Origin of the sequence: Stenotrophomonas sp. PS02298 (genome assembly GCF_029959445.1) — a bacterium.
Taxonomy (GTDB): domain Bacteria; phylum Pseudomonadota; class Gammaproteobacteria; order Xanthomonadales; family Xanthomonadaceae; genus Stenotrophomonas.
On the sequence record NZ_JASCOR010000042.1, the window covers coordinates 1 to 17029 of the forward strand.

The 17029-nt window shown below is 62.4% G+C and carries 17 protein-coding genes and 1 tRNA gene; all 18 read left to right on the forward strand.

The window, feature by feature from the left end; genetic code table 11:
• Positions 1-272 precede the first annotated feature (272 nt).
• The gene (accD, locus tag QMX78_RS08455; RefSeq protein ID WP_282268391.1) at positions 273-1154 is read left to right on the forward strand and encodes an acetyl-CoA carboxylase, carboxyltransferase subunit beta; all 882 of its coding nucleotides are present in this window, start codon (positions 273-275) and stop codon (positions 1152-1154) included.
• Complete coding sequence (gene glmM, locus QMX78_RS08460) at positions 1154-2512, forward strand: phosphoglucosamine mutase (RefSeq protein ID WP_282268393.1); 1359 nt, start codon at positions 1154-1156, stop codon at positions 2510-2512. Before accD ends, glmM begins: the two co-directional genes overlap by 1 nt.
• A gap of 73 nt (positions 2513-2585) precedes the next feature.
• Positions 2586-3524: a 2-oxoglutarate and iron-dependent oxygenase domain-containing protein gene (locus tag QMX78_RS08465; protein WP_282268395.1), complete on the forward strand. Its 939-nt coding sequence runs from the start codon at positions 2586-2588 to the stop codon at positions 3522-3524.
• Positions 3525-3680: 156 nt separating this feature from the next.
• Positions 3681-4436, forward strand: coding sequence for a triose-phosphate isomerase (gene tpiA / locus QMX78_RS08470; protein WP_282268397.1), 756 nt, complete (start codon positions 3681-3683; stop codon positions 4434-4436).
• A gap of 29 nt (positions 4437-4465) precedes the next feature.
• Positions 4466-4912, forward strand: coding sequence for a preprotein translocase subunit SecG (secG, locus tag QMX78_RS08475; RefSeq protein WP_282268399.1), 447 nt, complete (start codon positions 4466-4468; stop codon positions 4910-4912).
• A gap of 48 nt (positions 4913-4960) precedes the next feature.
• A tRNA-Leu gene (locus tag QMX78_RS08480) sits at positions 4961-5045 on the forward strand.
• A gap of 112 nt (positions 5046-5157) precedes the next feature.
• Positions 5158-5514, forward strand: a complete 357-nt coding sequence (locus QMX78_RS08485; protein WP_282268401.1) for an NADH-quinone oxidoreductase subunit A — start codon at positions 5158-5160, stop codon at positions 5512-5514.
• Positions 5505-6059 carry an NADH-quinone oxidoreductase subunit B gene (locus QMX78_RS08490; protein ID WP_017354657.1) on the forward strand — a complete coding sequence of 185 codons (555 nt, stop codon included), beginning with the start codon at positions 5505-5507 and terminating at the stop codon, positions 6057-6059. The genes QMX78_RS08485 and QMX78_RS08490 overlap by 10 nt, the downstream gene beginning before the upstream one ends.
• A 32-nt stretch (positions 6060-6091) precedes the next feature.
• The gene (locus tag QMX78_RS08495; protein WP_282268403.1) at positions 6092-6844 is read left to right on the forward strand and encodes an NADH-quinone oxidoreductase subunit C; all 753 of its coding nucleotides are present in this window, start codon (positions 6092-6094) and stop codon (positions 6842-6844) included.
• Between the two features lie 89 nt (positions 6845-6933).
• Complete coding sequence (locus QMX78_RS08500; protein ID WP_282268443.1) at positions 6934-8163, forward strand: NADH-quinone oxidoreductase subunit D; 1230 nt, start codon at positions 6934-6936, stop codon at positions 8161-8163.
• Between the two features lie 91 nt (positions 8164-8254).
• Positions 8255-8782 carry an NADH-quinone oxidoreductase subunit NuoE gene (gene nuoE / locus QMX78_RS08505; protein WP_282268404.1) on the forward strand — a complete coding sequence of 176 codons (528 nt, stop codon included), beginning with the start codon at positions 8255-8257 and terminating at the stop codon, positions 8780-8782.
• Positions 8783-8785: 3 nt separating this feature from the next.
• The gene (gene nuoF, locus QMX78_RS08510) at positions 8786-10123 is read left to right on the forward strand and encodes an NADH-quinone oxidoreductase subunit NuoF (protein WP_282268405.1); all 1338 of its coding nucleotides are present in this window, start codon (positions 8786-8788) and stop codon (positions 10121-10123) included.
• Entirely contained in the window at positions 10120-12354 is a 2235-nt protein-coding gene (gene nuoG / locus QMX78_RS08515; RefSeq protein WP_282268406.1) for an NADH-quinone oxidoreductase subunit NuoG, read from the forward strand. The genes nuoF and nuoG overlap by 4 nt, the downstream gene beginning before the upstream one ends.
• Positions 12351-13445, forward strand: coding sequence for an NADH-quinone oxidoreductase subunit NuoH (nuoH, locus tag QMX78_RS08520; RefSeq protein WP_282268407.1), 1095 nt, complete (start codon positions 12351-12353; stop codon positions 13443-13445). The genes nuoG and nuoH overlap by 4 nt, the downstream gene beginning before the upstream one ends.
• Before the next feature lie 3 nt (positions 13446-13448).
• On the forward strand, positions 13449-13937 hold the full coding sequence (gene nuoI / locus QMX78_RS08525) for an NADH-quinone oxidoreductase subunit NuoI (protein WP_282268409.1): 489 nt from the start codon (positions 13449-13451) through the stop codon (positions 13935-13937).
• A gap of 9 nt (positions 13938-13946) precedes the next feature.
• Complete coding sequence (locus QMX78_RS08530; RefSeq protein WP_282268411.1) at positions 13947-14600, forward strand: NADH-quinone oxidoreductase subunit J; 654 nt, start codon at positions 13947-13949, stop codon at positions 14598-14600.
• Positions 14597-14902, forward strand: coding sequence for an NADH-quinone oxidoreductase subunit NuoK (nuoK, locus tag QMX78_RS08535; protein WP_054656949.1), 306 nt, complete (start codon positions 14597-14599; stop codon positions 14900-14902). The genes QMX78_RS08530 and nuoK overlap by 4 nt, the downstream gene beginning before the upstream one ends.
• Before the next feature lie 7 nt (positions 14903-14909).
• Positions 14910-17024: an NADH-quinone oxidoreductase subunit L gene (gene nuoL / locus QMX78_RS08540; protein WP_282268417.1), complete on the forward strand. Its 2115-nt coding sequence runs from the start codon at positions 14910-14912 to the stop codon at positions 17022-17024.
• Positions 17025-17029: the final 5 nt, after the last annotated feature.

Sequence of the window (17029 nt, forward strand, 5' to 3'; positions counted from 1 at the left end):
GAGCCATGCTCGGCAAGAGGCTTTACCGGGAACGCCCTTGCCGAGCATGGCTCGGCACTACAAGGACGCTTTATCGGCAAGGCCTCTGCCGAGCGCGGCTCGGCACTACAGTGATCCAGCTTTCTGCCGGGCATGGCTTGGCGCTGCGCTGCAAACATACGCGGCAGTAGGGATTGCGCCAGATCTGGTGCTGCGACTTGGTCGCAGTGGTGAGCTAGACTGTGGGCCCTGTCGTGGCCGCGAGGCCACCCTGAACGGAATTGTCATCCCGCATGAGTTGGCTCAGCAAGTTGATGCCGTCCGGCATCCGTACCGACAACACGCCCTCCAAAAAACGCAGCGTCCCCGAGGGGCTGTGGGAAAAATGCAGTAGCTGCGGCGCGGCCCTGTACCGCCCGGAGCTGGAAGAAAACCTGGAGGTCTGCCCGAAGTGCGGGCACCACATGGCCATCCGCGCGCGTGCGCGCCTGGCTTCGTTGTTTGACGCTGACAGCACCAGCGAGATCGCTGCCCGCCTCGGGCCGACCGACGTGCTCAAGTTCAAGGACCAGAAGAAATACGTCGAACGCATCAAGGCCAGCCAGAAGAACACCGGCGAGTACGACGCGCTGGTCGCCATGCGCGGCTTGCTGAAGGGCCGCCCGCTGGTGGCTTCCTCCTTCGATTTCGCCTTCATGGGCGGTTCGATGGGTTCGGTGGTCGGCGAGCGCTTCGCGCTGGCTGCAGAGACGGCGCTGGAAATCGGTTCCCCCTACGTGTGCTTCTCCGCCTCCGGTGGTGCCCGCATGCAGGAAGGCCTGTTCTCGCTGATGCAGATGGCCAAGACCTCGGCCGCGCTGGCCAAGCTGCGCGAAGCTGGCTTGCCCTACATCTCGGTGCTGACCCATCCCACCACCGGTGGTGTGTCGGCCTCGTTCGCGATGCTGGGCGATATCAACATCGCCGAGCCGCAGGCGCTGATCGGTTTTGCCGGTCCGCGCGTGATCGAGCAGACCGTGCGCGAAAAGCTGCCGGAAGGCTTCCAGCGCTCTGAGTTCCTGCTCGAGCATGGCGCCATCGACCAGATCTGTGACCGCCGCGAAATGCGTGACCGACTGGCCGAGCTGTTGGCCATGCTGGGTCGTCAACCGCAGCATGAGGAAGTGGCCGCCTGATGGGTACGCGCAAGTATTTTGGTACCGACGGCATCCGCGGCCGGGTCGGCAAGGGCGTCATTTCCGCTGATTTTGTGCTGCGGGTTGGCAATGCATTGGGGCGCGTGCTGGTTGCGCGCAGCGGCGGTGCACAGCCGACCGTGGTGATCGGCAAAGACACGCGCATCTCCGGCTATATGTTCGAATCGGCCTTGGAAGCGGGCCTGGTCGCTGCAGGTGCCAACGTGCAGCTGCTGGGGCCGATGCCGACCCCTGCGGTGGCCTTCCTGGCGCATACGCTGGGTGCAGATGCTGGCATCGTGATCAGTGCCTCGCACAACCCGCACTATGACAACGGCATCAAGTTCTTCTCGGCCGAAGGCGAGAAGCTCGATGACGCCACCGAACTGGCGCTGGAAGCAGCGATGGACCAGCCGTTCTCGACGGTCGAATCCGAACAGCTGGGGAAGGCCAATCGTGCCCGTGATGCAGTGGGCCGTTACATCGAGTTCTGCAAGGCCAGCGTGCCACGCAATTTCTACCTGCGCGGGCTGAAAGTCGTGCTCGATTGCGCCCACGGCGCTACCTATCACGTTGCGCCGTTGCTGTTCCGCGAGCTGGGTGCCGAGGTAACCGCGATCGGTGCCGAGCCCAATGGCGTCAATATCAACGATGGCGTCGGCTCGACCCATATCGACAATCTGGCCCGCAAGGTAGTCGAGGTTGGCGCGGATATCGGCATCGCCTTCGATGGCGATGGCGATCGCGTGCTGATGGTTGATCACACTGGCGCTGCCGTCGATGGCGATGGTTTGCTGTATGTGCTGGCCAAGGCCTGGCAGGCCAATGGACGCCTGAGTGGCCCGGTGGTGGGTACGCTGATGACCAATTACGGGTTGGAACAGGCGCTGGAGCGCCAGGGTATTCCGTTCGTACGCGCCAATGTCGGTGACCGTTATGTGCACAAGGCGCTGGTTGAGGGGAATGGCGTGCTGGGCGGCGAAGCCTCTGGCCATATCCTGTGCCTGGATCGTGCCACCACCGGTGACGCCATCGTCAGTGCGCTGCAGGTGCTGGAAGTGCTCGGCGATGCTGGCGTAAACCTGCACCAGGCATTGCACGGGCTGGTGATGGTGCCGCAGAAGACCATCAATGTGCGCCTGGAAAGTGGTGCGCGCGAAGTCGTTGCCAGCGCGCCAGTACAGGCTGCGCTGGCGGCCGCGCAGGCCGCGGTGGCTGGGCGGGGCAGGGCATTCCTGCGGCCGTCGGGTACCGAGCCGGTGGTTCGGGTCACGGTCGAGGCCGATGAGGCCGGGCTGATGGCCGCGACGCTTGAGGCGCTGGCTGATGCGGTTCGTTCGGCTACCGCACAGGTTTGAGCTGGATCATGGTGGTGCTGCCGGGACGTCGGTTTCAATGGCCGGCGTCCCGTTCCCTTCTTTGGAGTTTTGTATGAGTTCCCGTATTCCCACCCTCGACATCACCCGTTTCGATACCGACCGTGAGGCCTTCGTGGCTGAACTGGGCGCTGCGTATCGTCAGTGGGGTTTTGCGGGTATTCGCAACCACGGCATCCCGCAGGCAGAGATCGACGCCGCGTATGACGTGTTCAAGGCATTCTTCGCGCTGCCTGAAGATGTGAAGAAGCAGTACCACATCGCCGGCGGCGGCGGTGCGCGTGGCTATACCCAATTCGGCGTGGAAACCGCCAAGGGCTCCAAGCATTTCGACCTGAAGGAGTTCTGGCATATCGGTCGCGAGATCGCCGATGACTCCAAGTACCGGGAGGTGATGCCGCCGAACCTGTGGCCGAGCGAAGTTCCCGGTTTCAAGGAGCATGGGTACGGCCTGTACCAGAAGCTGGACCAGCTGGGTTCGCGCGTGCTGTCGGCCCTGGCCCTGCACATCGGCCTGCCCGAGACCTTCTTTGCCGACAAGACCAACAACGGCAACTCGATCCTGCGCCCGATCCACTATCCGCCGATCACCACCGATGACATCCCCAACGTGCGCGCTGGCGCACATGGCGACATCAACTTCATCACCTTGCTGGTTGGTGCCAGTGCGGCCGGTCTGGAAGTGCAGTCGCATGAGGGTGAGTGGGTGCCGTTCACCTCCGACGCCGACACCATCGTGGTCAACATCGGCGACATGCTGCAGCGCCTGACCAACCATGTTTACCCGTCCACCATCCACCGCGTGGTCAATCCCCCGGGTGAGCTGGCACGCAAGCCGCGCTATTCGGTGCCGTTTTTCCTGCACCCGAACCCGGACTTCCTGATCGATGTGCTGCCTTCGTGCATCACCGCGGAGAATCCGAGCCGCTATCCGGAGGCGATCACCGCCCATGGCTTCCTGGAAGAGCGCCTGCGCGAAATCAAGCTGAAGTAAGCCGGCGCTGGTTTCGCCAGCTGTCCTATCGCGCCGCCGCGGCCCTGGCCCGGCGGCGTTTTTGCGTCTTGTCTTCCGTTGTCCGCAGGTTGTCCTGCCGATGTCCGCATATCGGCTATCCTTTGCCGATACTTTTTACCGGGGAGTTATGCCTGAATGCGCCAAAAAATCGTTGCTGGTAACTGGAAGCTGCATGGCAGCCGGCAATTCGCCACCGATCTGGTCGGACAGGTGGCTGCGGGCCTGCCGCTGCCAGGTGTAAGCCTCGTGATCCTGCCGCCGTTGCCCTACCTGGGGGATCTTGTCGAGGATTTCGAGGAGACGGAGCTGGCTTTTGGCTCGCAGGATGTCAGTAGCAACGAAAAGGGCGCCTACACAGGTGAGGTTTCGGCCAGCATGCTGGTGGACGTCGGCGCCACCCACGGCTTGGTCGGCCACTCCGAGCGCCGCCAGTACCACAACGAAAGCAGCGAGCTGGTTGCACGCAAGTTCGTTGCCGCGATCAATGCGGGCCTTATCCCAGTCTTATGCGTGGGTGAGACGCTGGAGCAGCGTGAGGCCGCGCAGACCGAGGCGGTGATTGCCTCGCAGCTGGCGCCGGTACTGGATCTGGCCGGGGTGCAGGCCTTCGCCAAGGCGGTGGTGGCGTATGAGCCGATCTGGGCAATTGGCACCGGTCGTACCGCCACGCCGGAGCAGGCGCAGGCCGTGCATGCGTTCATTCGTGGCGTAGTCGCCGAGCGCGATGCTAGAATTGCCGATTCGTTGTCGATCCTTTATGGCGGCAGCGTCAAGCCCGACAACGCAGCAGAGCTGTTTTCACAGCCTGACGTCGATGGCGGGCTGGTAGGTGGCGCTTCGCTGGTGGCGGCTGATTTTCTGGCCATCGCGAGGGCGGCTGCCAGTCGCTAACGGGTAATTGTCCGGGACGGATTTCAAAAATGCTGATGTTGATCCTCAATGTGGTCTATGTGCTGGTGGCGCTCGCGATGATCGCGCTGATCCTGATGCAGCGTGGCTCTGGTGCTGCTGCTGGTTCGGGTTTTGGTGCCGGTGCATCGGGTACGGTGTTCGGCGCGCGTGGTGCGTCCAACTTCCTGTCCAAGAGCACCAAATGGCTGGCCGTGGTGTTTTTCGGCATCAGCTTGTTCATGGCGTGGTACGCCAGCCACGGTTCGCGTCCGTCGGACCAGGGCGTGGGCCTGATGGGTACGGTTGAGACGGCGGCCCCGGCTGCTGCGCCGGCGGTTCCTGCAGGTGAGTTGCAGGCCGTTCCGGCGGCTCCGGCTGCCGCAGCCGTGGGTGAAGTGCCCCAGGCAACGGCTCCGGCGGAAAATATTCCGGCCAAGAGCGAAGAAAAGCCCGCTGAACCCGCACAGAAAGACTGAAGACGGTTACAATACGCGGCGCACTGCGAAGCAGCTGCGCTGACGTAAGCCCAGGTGGCGGAATTGGTAGACGCACTACCTTGAGGTGGTAGCGACGAGAGTCGTAGGGGTTCGAGTCCCCTCTTGGGCACCATTGTTTTATGCGGGTACGCGGGTTGCAGCAGCTTCCCGTCGTGGCAAGTCCCGTTCATCCCCCATGCCTTGGCACCTGCAGGTGTCCCGGGCAGAGGCAAGAGAGAATCGCTGTGCTGGCCGAATATTTGCCGTCTCTGCTGTTTCTGATCGTCGCCACCGGCATTGGCGTTGCGCTGATGTTGATCGGTCGGTTCCTCGCTCCGCGTTCGCCGGACACCGAGAAACTCTCCGCCTACGAGTGTGGCTTCGAGGCGTTCGAGAACGCGCGCATGAAGTTCGACGTGCGCTACTACCTCATCGCCATCCAGTTCATCGTCTTTGACCTGGAAATCATCTTTATTGTGCCCTGGACCCAGGTGTTCATGGAGCTCGGCGCCCGTTCGCTGGTCACCATGGGCTTGTTCGTGGGCATGCTGTTCCTCGGCTTTATCTACGTGTGGAAGAAGGGAGCGCTGGAATGGGAGTGATCCAAACTCTCGACGGCCTGATGAACAACCCCGTCCCGGAAGGGCGGGTTGATGACATTCTGCGGCCTGAAGGCGATAACCCCCTGCTCGAGAAGGGCTATGTGACCACCAGCGTTGACGCGCTGTTGAACTGGGCACGTACCGGCTCGATGTGGCCCATGACCTTCGGTCTGGCCTGCTGCGCGGTGGAAATGATGCACGCGGGTGCGGCGCGTCTGGACCTTGATCGTTATGGCGTGGTGTTCCGTCCCTCGCCGCGTCAGTCCGACGTGATGATCGTCGCCGGCACCCTGGTCAATAAGATGGCCCCGGCGCTGCGCAAGGTCTACGACCAGATGCCGGACCCGAAGTGGGTCATCTCGATGGGTAGCTGCGCCAACGGCGGCGGTTATTACCATTATTCCTATGCAGTGGTGCGCGGTTGCGATCGTGTGGTGCCGGTGGACGTCTACGTCCCGGGCTGCCCGCCGACGGCCGAGGCGCTGGTGTACGGCATTTTGCAGCTGCAGAAGAAGATCTGGCGTACCCAGACCATCGCACGCTGACCCCCTTTCAAATCAAGAGCACGCCAGCCCCCATGGCCCAGCAAGCACCTTCTCTCATCGATAAACTTCGCGCCCGTTTTGCCGGTGCGCAGGTTGTGGTGGTCGAACCGCGCGGCGAAGTAACGCTGGAAGTGGCTGTTGCCGATTGGCACGCAACCGCTCTGGCGCTGCGTGATGAACTCGGCTTCGAGCACGCCACCGACCTGTGCGGCGTCGATTACCTCGGTTACGGCAGCGACGAGTGGGATACCTCGGACGTTTCCTCGCACGGCTTCAGTCGTGGCGTGGAAGGCAGTGGCGCAGGTCGTTTCGCCTGGGGTGAGTTCCCCAGCCACGAAACCGCCGAAGGCGCGCAGCCGGACGCACTGCCGAAGCAGCGTTTCGCGGTGGTCTGCCAGTTGCGCTCCTACCAGCACAATCAGTTGCTGCGCATCCGTTGCTACGCACCCAGCGAATCGCTGCCGGTGGTGGCCTCGCTGACCGATATCTATCCGGGCCTGAACTGGTTCGAGCGCGAAGCGTTCGATCTGTATGGCGTGATCTTCGAAGGTCACCCGGACCTGCGTCGCATCCTGACCGACTACGGTTTCGTGGGCCATCCTTTCCGCAAGGATTTCCCGCTGATCGGCAACGTCGAAGTGCGTTACGACGAAGAAAAGAAGCGTGTGGTCTACGAGCCGGTGACTTCGGTCGAGCCGCGCGTAGGCGTGCCGCGTGTTATCCGCGACGATGCCCGTTTCCAGACTGCTGAAGGCGAGCGCGCGCAGACGGAGGCAAGCAAGTGAGTGCGGACGTAAAGAAGGAATTCCACCAGGCTTCGCAGGCCTTTGCGAGCAATCCTGCCGAAGCCAAGCAGGAAATCCGCAACTACACCATGAACTTCGGCCCGCAGCATCCGGCCGCGCATGGTGTGCTGCGCCTGATCCTGGAAATGGACGGCGAGACCATCATGCGCGCCGATCCGCATATCGGCCTGCTGCACCGCGCGACCGAGAAGCTGGCCGAGTCCAAGCCGTTCAACCAGTCGATCGGTTACATGGATCGCCTGGATTACTGCTCGATGATGTGCAACGAGCACGCCTATGTCCGCGCCATCGAAACCCTGGTGGGTATCGAGGTGCCGGAGCGTGCGCAGTACATCCGCACCATGTTCGACGAAGTCACCCGCATCCTGAACCACTTGATGTGGCTGGGCTCCAACGCGCTCGATCTGGGCGCGATGGCGGTGATGCTGTATGCCTTCCGTGAGCGTGAAGAGCTGATGGACTGCTACGAAGCAGTCTCCGGTGCGCGCATGCACGCGGCGTACTACCGTCCGGGTGGCGTGTACCGCGACCTGCCGGACACCATGCCGAAGTACAAGGAATCGCGTTGGCACAAGGGCAATGCGCTGAAGCGCCTGAATGCTTCGCGCGAAGGCTCGCTGCTCGACTTCCTGGAGAACTTCACCAAGGAGTTCCCGGGTCGCGTTGACGAGTACGAAACCCTGCTGACCGACAACCGTATCTGGAAACAGCGTACCGTCGGCATTGGCGTGATCACCCCGGAACATGCGCTGGCCTGGGGCATGACCGGCGTGATGCTGCGTGGTTCGGGTATTGCCTGGGATCTGCGCAAGAAACAGCCGTACGCCAAGTACGACGCGGTCGATTTCGACCTGCCGTTGGGCACCAAGGGCGACTGCTACGACCGTTACCTGGTGCGTATTGCCGAGATGCGCGAATCCAACCGCATCATCAAGCAGTGCGTGGCTTGGCTGAAGGCCAACCCGGGCCCGGTGATGGTCAAGAACTTCAAGGTCGCCCCGCCGGCTCGCGCCGAGATGAAGGACGACATGGAAGCGCTGATCCATCACTTCAAGCTGTTCAGTGAAGGCTACTGCGTGCCGGCCGGTGAAACCTATGCGGCGGTTGAAGCGCCCAAGGGTGAGTTCGGTTGCTACCTGGTCTCCGACGGTGCCAACAAGCCGTTCCGCGCCCACCTGCGCGCGCCGGGCTTCGCCCACCTTTCGTCGATCGATTCGGTCGTGCGCGGCCACATGCTGGCCGACGTGGTGGCAATGATCGGCACCTACGACCTCGTGTTCGGTGAGGTTGACCGGTAATGCCGGCGGATCAGACATCGTCCGTTGCCTGCGCGGTCCTGCCGCCGCAGGCAACGGTTTTTCAGCTTTTGGTATTCGTTGAGGTCGGCCTATGAAGGCGACGGGTAATTTCGAGGCGGCGCGCAACGTCGACCCGATGGTGGTGTTGAGCGACAAGACGCGCGCTCACATCGATCACTGGCTGTCCAAGTTCCCGCCGGACCGCAAGCGTTCGGCGGTGCTGCAGGGCCTGCATGCCGCACAGGAGCAGAACCAGGGCTGGCTGAGCGACGAGCTGATCGCCGGCGTGGCCAAGTACCTGGACCTGCCGTTCGTGTGGGCGTACGAAGTTGCAACCTTCTACTCGATGTTCGAGACCGAGAAGGTTGGCCGCAACAACGTCGCCATCTGCACCAACGTCAGCTGCTGGCTCAATGGCGCCGACGACATCGTCCGCCATTGCGAGAAGAAGCTGGGCATCAAGCACGGTGAATCGACTGCAGACGGCCGCGTCTACCTCAAGAAAGAGGAAGAGTGCCTGGCTGGCTGCGCCGGTGCGCCGATGATGGTCATCAACGGCCATTACCACGAGCGCCTGACGCTGGACCAGGTCGACGCGCTGCTGGACGGGCTGGAGTAAGGCATGGCACACCACGAATCCAAGGGCCCGGTCGGACCGGCGCCGCTTCCGCACAACGTGGTCTACACCACGCTGCATTACGACACCCCGTGGTCGTACGAAAGCTATCTGAAGACCGGTGGCTACGCCGCGCTGCGCAAGATCCTCGAAGAGAAGATCCCGCCGGCCGACGTCATCGAGATGGTGAAGCAGTCCGGCCTGCGTGGCCGTGGCGGTGCAGGCTTCCCGACCGGCCTGAAGTGGTCCTTCATGCCCAAGGGTGATGTGCAGAAGTACATCCTCTGCAACTCGGATGAATCCGAGCCGGGCACCTGCAAGGACCGCGACATCCTGCGTTACAACCCGCATTCGGTCGTGGAAGGCATGGCGATCGCCTGCTACGCCACCGGCTCGACCGCGGCATACAACTACCTGCGCGGTGAGTTCCACCACGAGCCGTTCGAGCACTTCGAGCAGGCCCTGGCCGATGCCTACAAGCACGGCTGGCTGGGCAAGAACGTGCTGGGCAGCGGTTGCGACATCGATATCTATGGCGCACTCGGCGCTGGCGCCTACATCTGCGGCGAAGAAACCGCACTGATGGAGTCGCTGGAAGGCAAGAAGGGCCAGCCGCGTTACAAGCCGCCGTTCCCGGCCAACTTCGGCCTGTACGGCAAGCCGACGACGATCAACAACACCGAGACCTATGCCTCGGTGCCGGCGATCATCCGTAACGGCGCAGAGTGGTTCAAGAACCTGAGCCTGACCAACAACGGTGGCCCGAAGTGCTTCTCGGTCTCCGGCTGCGTGACCAAGGGCGGCAACTTCGAAGTTCCGTTGGGCACCACGTTCGACGACCTGCTGGCGATGGCCGGTGGCCTGCGTCCGGGCCGCAAGCTGAAGGGCGCAATCCCGGGCGGCGTGTCGATGCCGGTGCTGACCGCCGAGCAGCTCAACGGGCTGGCGATGGACTACGACACCATCCGTGCACTGGGCTCGGGCCTGGGTTCCGGTGCCATCGTGGTGCTGGATGACAGCGTCTGCTGCGTCAAGTTCGCCTGCCGCATCAGCCAGTTCTTCCACAAGGAATCCTGTGGCCAGTGCACCCCGTGCCGTGAAGGCACCGGCTGGATGCACCGCGTGCTGGAGCGCATCGTCGCCGGCCAGGCCACGATGGAAGACCTGCATCAGCTGAAGACGGTTGCCGGCCAGATCGAAGGCCACACCATCTGTGCGTTCGGTGAGGCGGCAGCGTGGCCGATTCAAGGCTTCCTGCGCCAGTTCTGGAACGAATTCGAGTACTACATCGTCAACGGTCATTCGATGGTTGACGGCAAGAAGGTGGAGACTGCTGCCGCATGAGCGCGCAACCGGTAAATCCCAATGTACCGCCGGATCACGTGACCATCGATATCGATGGTCAGTCCCTGGTCGTACCCAAGGGTTCGATGATCATCCAGGCCGCCGACAAGGCTGGCATCCCGATTCCGCGCTTCTGCTACCACGAGAAGCTGCCGATCGCCGCAAACTGCCGCATGTGCCTGGTCGACGTTGAAAAGTCGCCCAAGCCGTCGCCGGCCTGCGCAACCCCGGTCATGGATGGCATGAAGATCCAGACCCGCAACGAAAAGGCGCTCAAGTACCAGCGCTCGGTGATGGAGTTCCTGCTCATCAACCACCCGCTGGACTGCCCGATCTGCGATCAGGGCGGCGAGTGCGAGCTGCAGGACGTGTCGCTGGGCTACGGCCGTTCGGTCAGCCGCTTCAACGAGCGCAAGCGCGTCGTGGTCGACGAGGACATGGGGCCGCTGGTCGCCACCGAGATGACCCGCTGCATCCAGTGCACCCGTTGCGTGCGCTTCACCGCTGAAGTCGCTGGCACCTACGAGCTGGGTGGCATGTCGCGTGGTGAGAACCTGCAGATCGGTACCTACGACGGCAAGCCGTTGACCACCGAGCTGTCCGGCAATGTCATCGACGTATGCCCGGTCGGCGCGCTGACCAACAAGGTGTTCCAGTTCAAGGCGCGTCCGTGGGAACTGACCGCACGCGAGTCGCTGGGTTACCACGACGCGATGGGCTCGAACCTGTTCCTGCACACCCGTCGCGGCGAAGTGCTGCGTGCGGTGCCGCGTGACAACGAGCTGGTCAACGAGTGCTGGCTGTCCGATCGCGATCGTTATTCGCACCAGGGCCTGTATGCGGCCGACCGCGCGGTCAAGCCGCTGCAGAAGGTCAATGGCGAGTGGAAGGAAGTGAGCTGGGCCGAAGGTCTGGCCGCTGCCCGCGAAATCTTCGAAGCCAACCGTGGCGACGAGCTCGGCGTGCTGGTGCACCCGGCAACCTCGAACGAGGAGGGTGCACTGCTGGCCCGCCTGGCCGCTGGCCTGGGTTCGAACAACATCGACCATCGCATCAACAACCGCGACTTCTCCGATGCGCCGGTTGCCGAAACGTTCGGCATGTCGCTTGCCGACATCGAGCACGCGGATCAGATCGTGGTGCTGGGTAGCAACATCCGCCATGAACTGCCGCTGCTGCACGCTCGCCTGCGCAAGGCGCAGACCACCAACGGCGCCAAGATCCATTCGATCAACTCGGTTGATTTCGACTTCGCGTTCAAGCTGGCTGGCAAGCACATCGTTGCACCGTCGCGCTTCGTCGAAACGCTGGGCAACGCGCAGTTGGTCGACGCGGTGAAGGGCGGCAACAACACCGTCATCATCGTCGGTGCCATTGCCGAGAATCACCCGCAGGCTGCCAACATCCGTGCCGCTGCCAGTGCGTTTGCCGCTGCCACCGGCGCCAAGCTGTGCCGTATCCCGCAGGGTGCGAATGCCGTGGGCCTGGCCCATGCTGGCGTGCTGCCGGCCGGCAAGGACGTCAATGCAATGCTGGCGCAGCCGCGCAAGGCCTATGCCCTGTACGGCATCGAGCCAGGCCTGGACTTCGCCGATACCGCCGCTGCCCGCAAGGCGCTGGCCGGTGCCAAGGTTGTGGCCTTCAGCCATTTCGCCTGCACCTCGACCCGCGATGTGGCCGATGTGATCCTGCCGATTGGCGCGCTGCCGGAAATCGACGCAACGCTGACCAATCTGGACGGCCGCAACCAGATCGCCCGTGCTGGCGGCAAGCTGCAGGGCGAGGCCCGCGAGGGCTGGCGCGTGCTGCGTGCGCTGGGTGGTGACATGCAGTTGGCCGGTTTCGGTTTCACCGATCTGGCAGGCCTGCGTGCCGGCCTGCAGCCGGTCACGGTCAAGGTTGCCGCTTCGGCGCAGCCGCAGCTGGCAGGCGAGGGCTTCGAAGTGGCTTCGACCCCTGCGATCTACCGTACCGATGCCGTCGTGCGTCGTGCGCAGGCGCTGCAGTCGCATCCGCTCAACAATGATCCGCGCATCGTGCTCAACGCCGATGACGCTGCACGTCTGCAGCTGAGCGAAGGCCAGATGGCCAAGGTCGGTACCGACGCTGGTCGCGCCACGCTGTCGGTTGTGGTCGACGCCCGCGTTGCTGCCGGTACGGTGTGGATTGAATCGGGCCACGGCGCAACCGCGCCGCTGGGTGCCGCTCGGGTAACGGTGGTGGCTGCATGAACGAGTTGCTGTTAAACGCGATCGACCCCTTGTTCCAGTGGTTCATGTCGCTGGGTGACATCGGCATCGTGCTGTGGACGGTGATCAAGATCCTCTTGATCGCCATGCCGGTGATCATTTCGGTTGCCTTCTACGTGTTGTGGGAGCGCAAGCTGATCGGCTGGATGCACGTGCGCCACGGGCCGATGTATGTCGGTCTGGGCGGCCTGCTGCAGGCCTTCGCCGACGTCACCAAGCTGCTGTTCAAGGAAATCATTGCCCCGGCAAGCGCACACAAGGCGATGTACATCATCGCGCCGCTGATCGTGCTGGCACCGTCGTTCGCGGCGTGGGCGGTGGTTCCGTTCGACTACAAGCTGGTGCTGTCCAACGCCAACGTCGGTCTGCTGTACCTGCTGGCGATGACCTCGCTGGGCGTGTACGGCGTGATCCTCGCCGGTTGGGCCTCCAACTCCAAGTACGCCTTCCTCGGTGCGATGCGTTCGGCCGCTCAGGTGGTCAGCTACGAAATCGCGATGGGCTTCGCTCTGGTCGGCGTGATGATTGCCGCCGGCAGCTTGAACCTGACCGACATCGTGCTGGCGCAGAAGGGCAATTCGGGTCTGTTTGACTGGTTCCTGCTGCCGCTGTTCCCGCTGTTCGTCGTGTATTGGGTGTCCGGCGTTGCCGAAACCAACCGCGCGCCGTTCGACGTGGTCGAAGGCGAGTCGGAAATCGTTGCCGGCCACATGGTGGAGTACTCCGGCGGTGCGTTCGCACTGTTCTTCCTGGCCGAGTACGCCAACATGATCCTGGTCAGCTTCCTGATCTCGATCTTCTTCCTCGGTGGCTGGCTGAGCCCGCTCCAGGGTTGGATCACGGCCGACATCTCGCCGTGGATCAACTGGATCTGGACCGGCGGTTGGCCGTGGTTGCTGCTCAAGGTGCTGTTCTTCGCCAGTGCGTACATCTGGTTCCGTGCCAGCTTCCCGCGCTTCCGTTATGACCAGATCATGCGTCTGGGCTGGAAGGTGTTCATCCCGTTGACCATTTTCTGGATCGCGGTGACGGCACTGATGGTGTTCTACGGCGTGATCCAGAAGGGCGTTTGATTCATGAATAAGATCACCCACTATTTCAAAAGCCTGCTGCTCCTGGAGTTGCTCGGCGGCTTGTGGCTGACGTTGAAATACACGTTCAAGCCCAAGTACACCGTGATGTACCCGATGGAGAAGTTCCCGCAGTCGCCGCGTTTCCGTGGCCTGCACGCCCTGCGCCGTTACCCCAACGGTGAAGAACGCTGCATCGCCTGCAAACTGTGCGAAGCAGTGTGCCCGGCACTGGCGATCACCATCGACTCGGCCAAGCGCGAAGACGGTACCCGCCGTACCACGCGTTACGAAATCGATCTGTTCAAGTGCATCTTCTGCGGCTTCTGCGAAGAAAGCTGCCCGGTGGACTCGATCGTCGAGACCCACATTCTCGAGTACCACTTCGAGAAGCGTGGCGAGAACGTCATCACCAAGCCGCAGCTGCTGGCAATTGGCGACCGGCTTGAAGCCGAAATCGCCGAGCGCCGTGCCGCCGACGCCGCCTTCCGCTGAGGTCTTGAGATGGATTGGGTAAATATTTGTTTCTGGTTCTTCTCCATCATTGCCGGCATTTCCGCGGCAGCGGTGATCAGTGTGCGCAACCCGGTGTACGCCGTGCTGTGCTTGATCCTGACCTTCTTCTCCATTGCCTGCGTCTGGTTGCTGGTGGGGGCCGAGTTCCTCGGTGTCACCCTGGTGCTGGTCTACGTCGGCGCGGTGATGGTGTTGTTCCTGTTCGTGGTGATGATGCTGGACATCGATACCACCAACCTGCGTGAAGGCTGGGTGCGTTACCTGCCGGTCGGCCTGGTGGTCGCGGTGGTGATGCTGGTGCAGATGCTGACCCTGATCGGGGTCAAGGCACGTACCGCGCCGTTCCCGGTGGACAACGCCGCCGCGGTGGCCGCCGATACGTCCAACATCACCTGGCTGGCACGCAGCCTGTTCACTGAATACCTGCTGCCGTTCGAGTTCGCGGCCGTGATCCTGACCGTGGCCGTGGTGGCAGCTGTGATGCTGACCCTGCGCCGTCGCGAAGGCCTGAAGACGCAGAACCCGACCGAGCAGACCATGACCAAGGCAAAAGACCGCCTGCGCATGGTCAAGATGGCCGCCGAGAAGCCGGTGGTGCAGGTCGATACGCAACATGACGGTGGCGAGGAGGCCAAGCCATGATTTCCCTGGGCCATATGCTTGCGCTGGGCGCGGTGATGTTCTGCATCAGCGTTGCCGGCATCTTCCTCAACCGCAAGAACATCATCGTGTTGTTGATGTCGATCGAACTGATGCTGTTGTCGGTGAACATCAACTTCATCGCCTTCTCGCGTGAGCTGGGCGACACCGCCGGTCAGCTGTTCGTGTTCTTCATCCTGACCGTGGCCGCGGCCGAAGCTGCAATCGGCCTCGCGATCCTGGTGACCTTGTTCCGTACTCGCCACACCATCAACGTGGGCGAAGTCGATTCGCTGAAGGGCTGATCCGAAGATGGAAATCACTCTCTCCAAGAGTCTGTTGATTGCAGTGGTGCTTGCACCACTGTTCGGCAGCATCATCGCCGGCCTGTTCGGTCGTCAGGTGGGGCGCAAGGGCGCCCAGTACATCACCATCCTGGGCGTGGCGATCAGCTGCGGCCTGTCGGCCTACATCTTCTCCCAGCTGTTGTGGGGCGGGGCGCAGCCGTACAACCAGAACGTCTACACCTTCTTTGAAGTCGGCCAGTACGCGGCCCACGTCGGTTTCATGATCGACCGCATGACCGCGATGATGATGGTGGTGGTGACCTTCGTGTCGCTGCTGGTCCACATCTACTCGATCGGCTACATGTCCGAAGACGACGGCTACCAGCGTTTCTTCAGCTACATCTCGCTGTTCACCTTCTCGATGCTCACCCTGGTGATGAGCAACAACTTCCTGCAGCTGTTCTTTGGCTGGGAAGCGGTGGGCCTGGTGTCGTACCTGTTGATCGGTTTCTACTTCAAGAAGCCGACCGCCGTCTTCGCCAACATGAAAGCGTTCCTGGTCAACCGCGTTGGTGACTTCGGCTTCCTGCTCGGTATTGCCGGCATCCTGTGGGCCTTCGGCTCGCTGGACTACGCAACCGTGTTCGCCAATGCCAGCACCGTGCTGGGCACCGACACGACCGGTCACGCCATGGTGCAGCTGATCGGCGACAACCAGTGGAGCGTGGCGACCATCATCTGCATCTGCCTGTTCATCGGTGCGATGGGCAAGTCGGCACAGGTGCCGCTGCACGTGTGGCTGCCGGACTCGATGGAAGGCCCGACCCCGATCTCGGCACTGATCCACGCCGCGACCATGGTCACCGCGGGTATCTTCATGGTGACCCGCATGTCGCCGCTGTTCGAGCTGTCGCAGACCGCGCTGGACTTCATCCTGTTCATCGGTGCCACCACCGCGTTCTTCACCGGCCTGATCGGCATCGTGCAGACCGACATCAAGCGCGTGGTTGCCTACTCGACCTTGTCGCAGCTGGGCTACATGACGGTTGCACTGGGCGTGTCGGCCTACTCGGGCGCCGTGTTCCACCTGATGACCCACGCCTTCTTCAAGGCGCTGCTGTTCCTGGGTGCCGGTTCGGTGATCATGGGCATGCACCATGAGCAGAACATGATGAAGATGGGCGGCCTGCGCAAATACATGCCGATTACCCACATCACCATGTGGATCGGTACGCTGGCCCTGGTGGGTACGCCGTTCTTCGCCGGTTTCTACTCGAAGGACACCATCATCGAAGCTGCCGCGATGCACGCGCATGCTGCCGATGCTGGCTGGGTTGCCCTGTACGGTTACTGGGCGGTGCTCGGTGGCGTGATCGTCACCAGTTTCTACAGCTTCCGCCTGCTGTTCCTGACCTTCTTCGGCAAGGAACGCTTCCGCGACGCACATGATGATCACCACGCCGATCATGGCCACGGCCACGATGACCACCACGGTCATGGTGCGCACGAGCCGCACGAGTCGCCGCTGGTGGTGACCGTGCCGCTGATCCTGCTGGCTATCCCGTCCATCCTGATCGGCTTCTTCACCATCGGCCCGATGCTGTTTGGTACCGGCTGGGATGGCCATGCTGCCGCTGGCGGCATTCCCGGCCAGGCCATGTCGTTCTTCACCGGTATCGTCGACTTCTACGACCCGGCGCGTGACACCATTGCCGAAGTCGGCAAGGAGTTCTGGCACGGTTCGGTGGCCTATGCGGTACACGGCATGCAGATGCCGGCGTTCTGGTTGACGGTTGCAGGTTTCGCGCTGGCCTGGGTGTTCTACATCTGGAAGCCGGAACTGGCAGGACAGGCTCGCAAGACCCTGGCACCGGTGGTTTCGGTGCTGGAAAACAAGTACGGCTTCGACAAGCTCTGGATCGACGGCTTTGCCGGCGGTGGTGTGCAGCTCGGCAAGGCCGCCCGTGCCGTTGATAGCACGGTCGTTGATGGGGTGATGGTCAATGGTTCGGCGCGTCTGGTCGACTTGGCTGCCAACCTGTTGCGCCGCACCCAATCCGGTTTCCTCTACCACTACGCGTTCGCGATGATCATCGGCCTGATTGCCCTGTTGGGCGTGCTGATGCATTTCTGGCGTTGACCTGT